Raw genomic sequence first — 10141 nt, forward strand, 5'->3', positions numbered from 1 at the left:
GAATTTGATGAAAAAAGGGTGTAAGATGGGTGGGGTTGCTTATAGAGAGCTTATAGGAAGGCTTATACGAATCTTGGACGATTGTTATAGAAAGGGTATATAAGTAGTTGATTCATACTGTGATACGACAAGGGTAAAAATGTTAAAAACAGGGTTTCGAGGCGAAAGAAAGAGGAATAGGCACTAGGCCTTAGGCCATAGGCACTAGGAGATAACATCCCCCTAACCCCCTTCAAAGGGGGAATGTAGTGACGGGAAAGCGAGAAAAACCTTCCCCTATTCACTTACTTGGCTATCGCGGACAACCTTTTAAAAGGGGAATGTGGTGAAGGGGAAAAGATAAAAAAGTTAATAACAATTTTTGGATTAAGAAAGGGAAGGGACTGACTGAGGAAACTCAGATAGTCCCTTTACCGCTCATTATATGATTAGATTATGAACGAGCTTTTAAACGATTTTTCTAATACACACTTCATAGGAGAACTCTCCCTTGGGGTGGTGTGCTTCCGCTTGCTTTTAGCAATAGTCTTTGGCGGATTGGTAGGCTTTGAACGAGAACGCAAGCACAAGCCCGCTGGCTTTCGCACGTATATACTCGTATGCTTTGGCTCTGCGGTAGTTTCGATGATTCAAGACCAATTACGCATTAGTCTTATTGACTTTAACGCACATTTTCCTGAACTGGCAGCTCTTTTCAAAAGCGATTTAGGGCGTTTGGGTGCGCAGGTGATTAGCGGGATAGGCTTTTTGGGGGCTGGTAGCATTATTAAAGAACGCGGAGAAAGTATTGCGGGAATGACTACCGCAGCGGGTATCTGGGCTACGGGTTGCGTAGGTTTGGGTATTGGCTGGGGTTTTTACAATATCGCTGTGGTGGCTATTGTTTTTATGCTTATCATTATGATATTCCTCAAAAGAGTGGAATCACAGCTCATTAAGAGAAATTTTGTAGGAGTTTTTCAGGTTACTTATGAGGAAGAAGAACTAAATGTGGCTGAAACTATAGAAATCTGCTCGGCTATCTTCCGACGCAAGTCAATGAGCATAACAAAAGTAGAAAAGGACGTCGAAAATCACACGCTTACCTTTACGATTGCTACCGCTGATGTTTTGAGTATAGGCAGTGTGGTGAGTTTGCTTTCGGCTAAAGAAGGGATTGCGGCAGTTTCGCAAATACAGTAAGAGCACATCGGTATGTACGATTTTATTATTATAGGCGGAGGCTTAGCAGGTGTTACTTTTGCTAACTTTTTGGAAAAACACGGCAAGAGCTTTTGTTTGATAGCCGACCGCTCACAAGTAGCTAGTTTGATTGCGGGAGGAGTGTATAATCCGGTAGTTTTAAAGCGATTTACTCCCATATGGCGAGCCGAAGAGGTAATGAGTATGATTGAGCCATTTTATACGGAAATAGAGGCTAAAACGGGTGTTTCTTTTCATATATCAATACCTGTGCTCCGAAAGTTTGCTTCGGTAGAAGAACAAAACAACTGGTTCACTGCTGCTGACCAACCTTTGCTTTCGGGTTACCTCAGCACTGCATTAGTGCCCGAAACCAATCCCGCAGTACCAGCTCCTTTTCTTTTTGGAGAAGTAATGCGTACAGGTAGAGTGGAAGTGAAGAAGTACTTATCGGAATGCCTTAGGCATTGGCAGGAAGAAGGAGTTTATCACGCTAAGACTTTCGATTATGAAGCACTTGAGATTTGCGATACACACGTGGTATATCGGGGAGTGGAAGCTCGCAACATCGTGTTTTGTGAGGGCTGTGGTATTAGTAAAAATCCTTATTTCAGTTCTTTGCCAATGCGCCCTTGTAAAGGTGAGACTCTTACCTTTTACGCTCCCGATTTACAGTTGCACACTATCCTAAAAAGTGATGGTAGTATCATTCCGTTAGGCGGAAATACTTACATTATGGGAGCAACTTATGATCCCGAAGACCTTACAGATACCATTACAGAAGGGGCTCGCAAAGAACTATTAGAGAAACTGCGCAAGATGGTGCGTTGTTCTTTTGAAATTATCTCACACCAAGCGGCTTTACGCCCCACGGTAGCTGATAGAAGACCTTTAATAGGAAGCCACCCGTTGTATCCTCATCTTTGGGTGCTGAACGGCTTAGGGACAAGGGGAGTGCTCAATGCACCCTTCTGTGCTAAGATACTTTATGAAGCGGTATACGAAGAGAAAGAGATTCCTAAAGAGATGAACATAGCGCGTTTCGCTAAACGACTTAGAAGATAAAAAATAGGGAAGAGTTGCAGAACACAACTCTTCTCTATTTTTTCTTAATACTTAACTCATTTAAAGATCTTTCCCAATGTCTTTTCGCCAGTAAGCACCTTCAAAATGTATCTTACTGATATTGTTGTAGGAGCGTTGTAGGGCTTCTTTAAAATCATCGCCAAGCGAAGTAATGGCGAGTACGCGACCACCAGCGGTGAGGAGTTTGCCGTCCTTCAAAGCAGTGCCTGCGTGATATACAGTGCTACCAACAGCTTTTTCAGTGCCTGTAATCTCTTTTCCTTTCTCATAATCCTCAGGATATCCACCCGATACCATTACCACCGTAGTAGCGCTTTGTGGGGTTACTTTCAGTTCTTGTGAAGCCAAAGTGCCGTTGTAAAGTGATTGGAAAAGCGGAATGAGGTCGCTTTCTATACGTGGCAATACAGCTTCGGTTTCGGGGTCTCCCATACGCACATTGTATTCTATCACGTAAGGCTCGCCGTCTACTTTTATGAGTCCGATAAACACAAAACCTTTATATACGATACCTTCCTTGTGCAATCCTGCAATAGTAGGCTTTACGATGCGCTCTTCAATCTTCTGCATAAAGGCTACATCGGCGAAAGGCACGGGCGAAACAGCCCCCATACCGCCAGTGTTGAGCCCTGTATCACCTTCGCCTATACGCTTATAGTCTTTGGCGGTAGGCAATATCTTATAGTCTACCCCATCGGTGAGGACAAAGCAACTGAGCTCAATGCCTTTTAGGAATTCTTCAATCACCACCTTAGTACTTGCTTTCCCAAATTTTTCGTTGATGAGCATACGGCGCAATTCGGCTTGGGCTTCTGTTAAGTTATCTAAGATAACAACTCCTTTACCGGCAGCCAAACCATCGGCTTTCAGTACATAAGGGGCTTTCATCGTGCTGAGGAAAGCACAACCTTCTTCCACTGTATCCTTAGTAAAGCTCGCATATTTAGCTGTGGGAATATGGTGACGTACCATAAACTCTTTGGCAAACTCCTTACTACCTTCAAGAGTAGCGCCTTGCTGTGAGGGACCTATCACTTGCACGTGGGCAAGGGCAGGGTCGGCAGTAAAGAAATCGTACACTCCTTGCACTAAGGGGTCTTCGGGACCTACCACTACCATTGCAATCTGTTTTTCGAGTACAAAGGCTTTCAGCGCTGGGAAGTCGGTGGGGCTGATAGCCACATTGGTAGCTACGGTGTGGGTACCCCCATTACCAGGGGCAATATACAAGGCGTCGCATAGCGGACTTTGGTATAGTTTTACGGCAAAGGCGTGTTCGCGACCGCCAGAGCCTAAGATAAGTATATTCATTTTTTAATTTGGTGCGAGCCACATAGGCATATAATCTATCAATTTGCTAATTTTCTCATTTGCTAATCTTACAATACGGTATCGGTTGGATTTTGTGTTGGTTAGCACGGTTGAGGCGGGTATATATCTCGAATACTTCACGCTCTCTTCCCCTAAATTCCTCAGCTTTTTTGCCTTGCTCGGTTTGTAGCATTGCCCATTCAAGCTCATCGTAAGTAGCTTTCAGTTGGTCTTCATCGCTACGGTCGTCGCCAAAAAGCCCGTCGGAAGGTTTTGCTTTGAGAATGCTTTTTGGGATATGCAGATACTCACCAAGTTTGTACACTTCACTCTTCATCAGGTCGGCTATGGGGCTTATATCTACCCCACCGTCGCCGTATTTGGTAAAGAACCCTACCCCGAAATCTTCAATCTTATTGCCCGTGCCTACTACTATATAGCTTTCGAGTCCTGCAAAATAGTAAAGCGCCGTCATTCTTAGGCGTGCACGAGTGTTGGCAAGTGCCATTTCGTAAGTAGATTTATCAGTAGGGGGTATTTGTGTCACAAATTGGTCGAATACAGGAGTGAGGTCTACCTTCAGATTGTTCACATTAGGATAATGTGCTTTGAGAAACTCTATATGCTCCTCAGCGCGGCTCACGTGGCTTTCAGCTTGATGAATAGGCATTTCGAGGCAGAGAGTAGGTAAGCCTGTACGCGCACAAAGGGTAGAGACGACTGCCGAGTCTACTCCGCCCGATACGCCTATCACTAACCCTTTTACACGAGCATTCTCGGCGTAGGTCTTCATCCAATTAATTATTTGAGAAGCTATATTTTCCATTATATTGAAGTGTTTAACTCTTATGGCGACAAAAATACTACATAATTACCAAATCAGCAAATTTATCATTCACCATTAGAAAAGCCTTTCGTCCAAAAGACTCAAATACTCTTTCTCGGTAACGATTACGTGGTCTAAGAGTTTGATGTCTAACATATCACCTGCTGTTTTTACTCTCTGGGTGAGTTCGATATCTTCCTTGCTGGGGGTGGTGTTACCCGAAGGGTGGTTGTGCACTAATATCAACGCAATAGCTCCTTGCTCCAACGCTGTTTTGAAGAGCAGTCGCACGTCTACGGTAGTCTGGGTAATCCCTCCTGAAAAAAGTCGTGCTTTGTGTATCATACGATTGGTGCTATTGAGGTAGAGTACCCAAAATTCCTCGTGGGGCAACTCGCCTATGAGAGGTTGCATTAGGGTAAAAACGTTATGAGCTACCTCTATTTTGGGCTGTGGTTCGGGGGTTTCAGCAGCGCGTCGTCTGCCCATTTCGGTAGCAGCGAGAATGGTAATCGCTTTTGCCTGCCCAATACCTTTGAAGGCTTGTAGTTGTTGCAAACTCTGTTTGCCCAAAGCCGTCAAGCTATTATTCACCGAAGCCAAAATGCGCCTACTCAGCTCCACAGCACTCTCATCCGCCGACCCCGAGCCTAATAGTATCGCCAAAAGCTCGGCATTACTAAGGGCTGTTTTCCCTTGAGCCATCATCTTCTCACGAGGCTTATCGGTATCTTCCCAGTTTTTGATAGTCATAATTTAGTTAGGGGTTTAAGGTTGTTTTAATAATACTCTATGATTCTCTTTTTTGTAGTTGTGAGTTTGCCATCTTCGTATTCTTTGACTACAATAGCACTGCCTTGGGTATCGTATTCATACTGGTAAGTGGTAGTAACAATAAGACCAGTAAAATATTTCTGCTCACGCTTTTCTAAATAGCCCTTGCTGTTGTAAGTATATGTAGAAGTTAAAAAAAGCTCATCTTTACTACCTGAGTAAAAGGATCCTTTAATGACTTGTCCTTTTTTGTTATAGGTTAGTACATTTTTCTGTTTATTTCCGTCCTTGTGTTCAATATTTATTTCAGTCTTTAGATTGGTATGGTCATAAGTGTAGTTCATTACAATCTTTTCGTCATCTTTTTTAAAAACATCTGTTCGGGTAAGCTCTAAGCCTTCTGGGTTTAGCTTACTTATGCTTTGGTATAGGATATCTCCATCGCTGTTGTAAGCGGTTGTTTTCACTTCGTCAGCAGAGCGAGTAACATATATATTTCTGGGCGTCTGTTCAGCCTCGTTATCATCAGGAGGGGTTAAGTGAACCGCTTCAGTATAATAGCCTTTTTCATCAAAAGTATACAATACTGAATCAGAGGCTTTGGTTTTCTCTTCAAAATAAACTCTATCAACATTGCCGTAGTAATAGGTTAGTTCGAGCATTTGTTTTACTTTGCCGTGCAATTGGTTTTCTTCTAAATCTGTAGAAGGTTTAATGTGTGTTTTACAGCCTACAAAGGCTATTAAAATCATTGAGATAATTACTGTTCTTCTCATAAGGGTTAGTTTTTAGTTATTAGAGAGTATTGGATAAACTTCGGGTATATTGTTCATTTCTTGATATTTCTTGTTGTTACTCACATACCCAGCTGCACCAACTCCCTCGCTTTACCTGAGACCTGAAACCTGTTACTTGTTACCTATTACCTGATAACTTATTCGCCAGCCAGCTCACATAAAACAGCTGAAAGCTGTGATAAAGCATTATCGGCAAGAGGAACATCACTTTGTTATCGTCGGGAATACCCAATACCATCATAAATAAACTCCCGTGTACTAACGATTTCTTCGAGCCACAAAAAGTAGTAGTAATTGTATCTTCGCGGTTAAAGTGCAAACGGTGCGACGCCCATTGCAAGAGATAGTATACAATGAAAAACATACCCACCACTGCTACTGCGATAATCGCAAAAGTAATCGGTGGGACACTGCCAAATATACGGTTTACAAAAGCGGTCGAAAAGCTCTCGTAGACAATCAGCAGGATAATAAGCCTATCAAACTTGCCTATCAGTTTGCCGTAACGCTCTATAAACTTCTTGCACAGCGGATTAAGCAAGAGCCCTAATACTATCGGCAACAGTACTTTTAATAATAATTGCTGTATAATTGCTACTTGGTCTACTGCCCCACCACTATTGCTTTCCATAAAAGGGTGCATTAGCATAGGGGTAGCAAAGATTCCTATGAGCCCCGAGATAGAAGCGTTAAAAATCGCTGAGGGCACGTTCCCTTTTGCGATAGACACCATCACTACCGATGACGATACGGTAGACGGCAAGCAAGCCAAAAAGTATATCGAAAGCCACAACACGTAGAATTCATTGCCCTGTGCTATCTTGTAAAAAGGCATTACCAAGAGCGGAAACAGCACAAAGGTAGCTATTTGTACCAGCAAGTGTAGCTTCCAGTTCTTAACGTCGTTCAGCACTTCTCGCAAGTTCAGTTTGAGTCCGTAGAGCAGGAAGATAATCACAATCCCCCAATCGATAAAGGTTCCTAAATTAAAGTAAGCGTTATAGCCTTCTCGATAAGGAATAAGGTAGCCCATAAGTACCATTAGTACCAAGAGCCACAAAAACGCGTTTTTAACAAAAATTTTGTGTAGGTTTGTCATTTGCTTTCGTTTTAATTATTGTTTTAGTTCCCGTAAAAAACTGATATTTAAATATTTATATACCTTTTCTATACTTATCTTCTAAGATTCGTATAAGCTTCCTATAAGCTTTCTATAAGCTAAGTCCACCTTTCCTGTACCCTTCCAAGTGTTCTGAACCGTTTCGTTTCTTTTCGTCTCCATCTACCAATCTGTTAATTTCCTAATTCTCTAATTTTCTCATTTGCTAATTTCCTAGTTTTCTCATTCTCTCATTTCTCCTTGCCTGTGCGGCTCGCACTTCATTTTTCCCGCATTTATCAACTATCAAAGCTACAGCACCGTCACCCGTTACATTACAAGCCGTGCCAAAGCTATCCATCGCTATATAAAGTGCAATCATTAGTCCTTGTTGCGCCTCATTAAAACCAAGAATACTGTTCAGCACCCCCAAAGCAGCCATAATAGCCCCTCCCGGTACCCCAGGAGCAGCAATCATCACCACCCCCAGCATCATTATAAAACCAGCAAACAGCGAAAAGTCATAAGGCATTCCTTGAAGCATCATCAGGGCAAGCGCACAAGCCGTAATCTTCATCGTACTGCCCGAAAGATGAATCGTAGCACAAAGCGGAATCACAAATCCCGCTATCCGTTGCGAAATGCCTAATTTCAGTGCCTGCCTCAACGTTACAGGAATGGTAGCAGCCGACGATTGTGTACCCAAAGCCGTCGCATAAGCCGGTAGCATCGTAGCCAGTGCCTTAAACGGATTCTTCCCTGCAATACTTCCCGCAATCAGGTATTGGATAATGAGCAAAGCAATGTGCATCACAAAAAGAACCAAAATCAGTTTGAAGAATACCTTCATTATTGCCATTACCTCTCCGTTAAAGGTAATTTCAGCAAAAATACACATAATATAAATAGGCAATATCGGTATAATAGCCCTAACGATAAGCCATTTCACAATATCGCCAAACTCTTTAATCACCTCTGTAAGTTTCGATTCTTCTCTAAACGACAACCCAATCCCGATAATAAAAGAAAACAGCAAAGCACTCATCACATCAGCCAAAGGAGGCATCTCAATGGTAAAATAAGGAGGCAAACTCTTCCCTTTATCTACAATGGCTCCCAATTGTTCCCCCTGTAATAGCGAAGGAAAAAGAGATTCGCCCACCAAGTAAGTAGAAAAACCCGAGAAAAGCGTAAAAGCATACGCAATTCCTATGGTAATAAGCAGTAATCTACCTGCATTTTTACCCAAATCACTAATCGAAGGCATAATAAGCCCTATCAAAATCAGCGGTATTGCAAACTTTAAAAAGTTGCTAAACAACACCTGAAAAGTAATAAGAATGCGGTACAACCATTCAGGTGCATAATAGCCCAACGCTATCCCAAACAGGATACCACAAACCACCTTAAACAAAAGATTATTAAAAATATTTTTCATTTTCTAGATATTGAAATTATGCTTAAAATAAACCTACTACAACTATCAGCCTCGTACGACTCACACTGCCCGTGCGGCTCGCACTGCCTGTCGTGCTACAACTTGTGCTACGACCTACGACTTCTGCAGATACTCCCATTTCTTTTGTAGAAAATAATCGGCATATTCACTGTAATCACTCGTTTCATAAAAAGAAAGCAAAGCCTTACGGTACGTATTGATATCCTCTAAGCGAGTCGTGTGAATCGGTACGATATCGTCATTCATCAGCACAATACTCTCAACCAAGCGCGAAGTGCGCTTATTGCCGTCAATAAAAGGTTGCAAGCGCGCAATATTGCAATGCAAAAACACCGCTTTCTCTAAAGGATTTTTTATTTCAGCCTGTTCCTCCATTATCTGGTCTAAGGCTTTTTCAATAAGGTGCTCCTCAGTAGGAGGTGTATAATCCGTTCCAGTAATCCGCACAGCGCGTTTGCGGATAATACCCCTTTCGTGGTTATCTATCAAATCAGCAATCAAGCGAGAGTGTAGCTCAAAAAGCAATCGTTTGTTAATCTCTTCGGTATTCCCTTTTTTGATATACTCTACTTCCGAAATAAAAGTGCTGTAAAGGTTTTTGAGCATTTTAGCCTCTTCATAGCGCCTGGGTGAAGTAATACCTTCTTTTAAGAGCGTTTCCGTCTCTACAAAAGTATAAGTATTGCCTTCTATTTTCCCAGAGTAAAACGACCATATCACCGCCAAGTCTTGTATTTCCGAAGAATATAAGTCACTTAGGGGTGAAAAATGGTTATGTTCCAAAATACGAGCTGCCAACGCTTGCTGTTCTGTTGTAAAGATGTGTTTCATTAAACTTTTAGGTTTTACGTGGCAAATGTACGATATTTTGCCTTCTTTCAGCAAAAGAACTCGTGAAATTCACTAAAAAGAAGAAAGTATAAAACCTATATGTATTGATAATCAATATTATAAATAAGTACAATTAAATATTTTTCTAAAAAGAATTGCGAATATTTTTTTACAGAAAAATATAAAGATAACTTATCAATTTACCAATTTTGAAGACTATGTAATGATTTGAAAAAAAATCTAAAAATATTAAAGAATAATTGAAAAGAATAAAAGATGTAGCTTGTCGCACTTAACGAAATAAACAATTTAAAGCTTCTATCTGCTCTTCAAAAACCTCTTTGCTCAGTAATTTTTGTTTGTACAAATATCCTAAAAAACTAATTCCTTGGTTCAAAATCTTTACCGCCTGTAAAGACTCTCCCATATGCTGATACATACAAGCCAAATTCTCACACGAAAAAGTGTATATTTCTACAAACGGAATCTTTAGCTTTTCACATCTATCAGCGTGAGTTGCTAATACTTCTGCCCTATAAAAAGCCTCTCGACTATGCGAAAGCGCTTCCATATACGCCTCTTGCATAAATTCTTCTGTTGAAAGATCCATAAGCTCCTGCCAGTAACTCTCGATATGACACATACAGTAATCACTCATAATATTTTAATTTTAAAAGATATAACCATTGAAAGCGCAAAGGTAAAAATATTTTTTAGATAAGCCTAAAAATATATGATTAATTTTTTATTAGAGTGTTTGCAAACACTCTAATAAA

The 10141-nt window shown here is 41.3% G+C and carries 10 protein-coding genes; 2 read left to right on the plus strand and 8 right to left on the minus strand.

Annotation, left to right across the window (positions count from 1 at the left end; genetic code table 11):
- Nucleotides 1-435 precede the first annotated feature (435 nt).
- Both HMPREF9072_RS09085 and HMPREF9072_RS09090 read left to right on the plus strand, forming a co-directional pair.
- Entirely contained in the window at nucleotides 436-1182 is a 747-nt protein-coding gene (locus tag HMPREF9072_RS09085) for an MgtC/SapB family protein (RefSeq protein WP_009411433.1), read from the plus strand.
- 12 nt (nucleotides 1183-1194) lie between these two features.
- Nucleotides 1195-2247, plus strand: coding sequence for an FAD-binding oxidoreductase (locus HMPREF9072_RS09090; protein WP_009411434.1), 1053 nt, complete (start codon nucleotides 1195-1197; stop codon nucleotides 2245-2247).
- 60 nt (nucleotides 2248-2307) lie between these two features.
- On the opposite strand, the gene purD is transcribed toward HMPREF9072_RS09090, so the two are convergent.
- The 8 genes from purD to HMPREF9072_RS09130 all read right to left on the minus strand — a co-directional run bounded on the left by purD (nucleotide 2308) and on the right by HMPREF9072_RS09130 (nucleotide 10023).
- On the minus strand, nucleotides 2308-3579 hold the full coding sequence (purD, locus tag HMPREF9072_RS09095; protein ID WP_009411435.1) for a phosphoribosylamine--glycine ligase: 1272 nt from the start codon (nucleotides 3577-3579) through the stop codon (nucleotides 2308-2310).
- A 55-nt stretch (nucleotides 3580-3634) separates the two neighbouring features.
- Entirely contained in the window at nucleotides 3635-4405 is a 771-nt protein-coding gene (gene nadE, locus HMPREF9072_RS09100) for an NAD(+) synthase (protein WP_009411436.1), read from the minus strand.
- Between the two features lie 75 nt (nucleotides 4406-4480).
- Complete coding sequence (radC, locus tag HMPREF9072_RS09105; RefSeq protein WP_009411437.1) at nucleotides 4481-5158, minus strand: DNA repair protein RadC; 678 nt, start codon at nucleotides 5156-5158, stop codon at nucleotides 4481-4483.
- 26 nt (nucleotides 5159-5184) lie between these two features.
- Nucleotides 5185-5955 (minus strand): hypothetical protein, encoded by a 771-nt coding sequence (locus HMPREF9072_RS09110; protein ID WP_157236447.1) that lies wholly within the window; start codon nucleotides 5953-5955, stop codon nucleotides 5185-5187.
- Between the two features lie 139 nt (nucleotides 5956-6094).
- Nucleotides 6095-7075: a bile acid:sodium symporter family protein gene (locus tag HMPREF9072_RS09115; RefSeq protein WP_009411439.1), complete on the minus strand. Its 981-nt coding sequence runs from the start codon at nucleotides 7073-7075 to the stop codon at nucleotides 6095-6097.
- Nucleotides 7076-7301: 226 nt separating this feature from the next.
- Complete coding sequence (locus tag HMPREF9072_RS09120) at nucleotides 7302-8513, minus strand: dicarboxylate/amino acid:cation symporter (RefSeq protein ID WP_009411440.1); 1212 nt, start codon at nucleotides 8511-8513, stop codon at nucleotides 7302-7304.
- A gap of 114 nt (nucleotides 8514-8627) precedes the next feature.
- On the minus strand, nucleotides 8628-9365 hold the full coding sequence (locus HMPREF9072_RS09125) for a Fic family protein (RefSeq protein WP_009411441.1): 738 nt from the start codon (nucleotides 9363-9365) through the stop codon (nucleotides 8628-8630).
- Nucleotides 9366-9657: 292 nt separating this feature from the next.
- Nucleotides 9658-10023 carry a hypothetical protein gene (locus tag HMPREF9072_RS09130; protein ID WP_016478335.1) on the minus strand — a complete coding sequence of 122 codons (366 nt, stop codon included), beginning with the start codon at nucleotides 10021-10023 and terminating at the stop codon, nucleotides 9658-9660.
- Between the last annotated feature and the right edge of the window lie 118 nt (nucleotides 10024-10141).

The organism is Capnocytophaga sp. oral taxon 324 str. F0483 (assembly GCF_000318315.2).
Lineage (GTDB): Bacteria > Bacteroidota > Bacteroidia > Flavobacteriales > Flavobacteriaceae > Capnocytophaga > Capnocytophaga ochracea.

Coding starts and splice junctions, on each gene's coding strand:
- HMPREF9072_RS09085 (WP_009411433.1), top strand. CDS start 436: ATGAACGAGCTTTTAAACGATTTTTCTAATACACACTTCATAGGAGAA.
- HMPREF9072_RS09090 (WP_009411434.1), top strand. CDS start 1,195: ATGTACGATTTTATTATTATAGGCGGAGGCTTAGCAGGTGTTACTTTT.
- purD (WP_009411435.1), bottom strand. CDS start 3,579: ATGAATATACTTATCTTAGGCTCTGGCGGTCGCGAACACGCCTTTGCC.
- nadE (WP_009411436.1), bottom strand. CDS start 4,405: ATGGAAAATATAGCTTCTCAAATAATTAATTGGATGAAGACCTACGCC.
- radC (WP_009411437.1), bottom strand. CDS start 5,158: ATGACTATCAAAAACTGGGAAGATACCGATAAGCCTCGTGAGAAGATG.
- HMPREF9072_RS09110 (WP_157236447.1), bottom strand. CDS start 5,955: ATGAGAAGAACAGTAATTATCTCAATGATTTTAATAGCCTTTGTAGGC.
- HMPREF9072_RS09115 (WP_009411439.1), bottom strand. CDS start 7,075: ATGACAAACCTACACAAAATTTTTGTTAAAAACGCGTTTTTGTGGCTC.
- HMPREF9072_RS09120 (WP_009411440.1), bottom strand. CDS start 8,513: ATGAAAAATATTTTTAATAATCTTTTGTTTAAGGTGGTTTGTGGTATC.
- HMPREF9072_RS09125 (WP_009411441.1), bottom strand. CDS start 9,365: ATGAAACACATCTTTACAACAGAACAGCAAGCGTTGGCAGCTCGTATT.
- HMPREF9072_RS09130 (WP_016478335.1), bottom strand. CDS start 10,023: ATGAGTGATTACTGTATGTGTCATATCGAGAGTTACTGGCAGGAGCTT.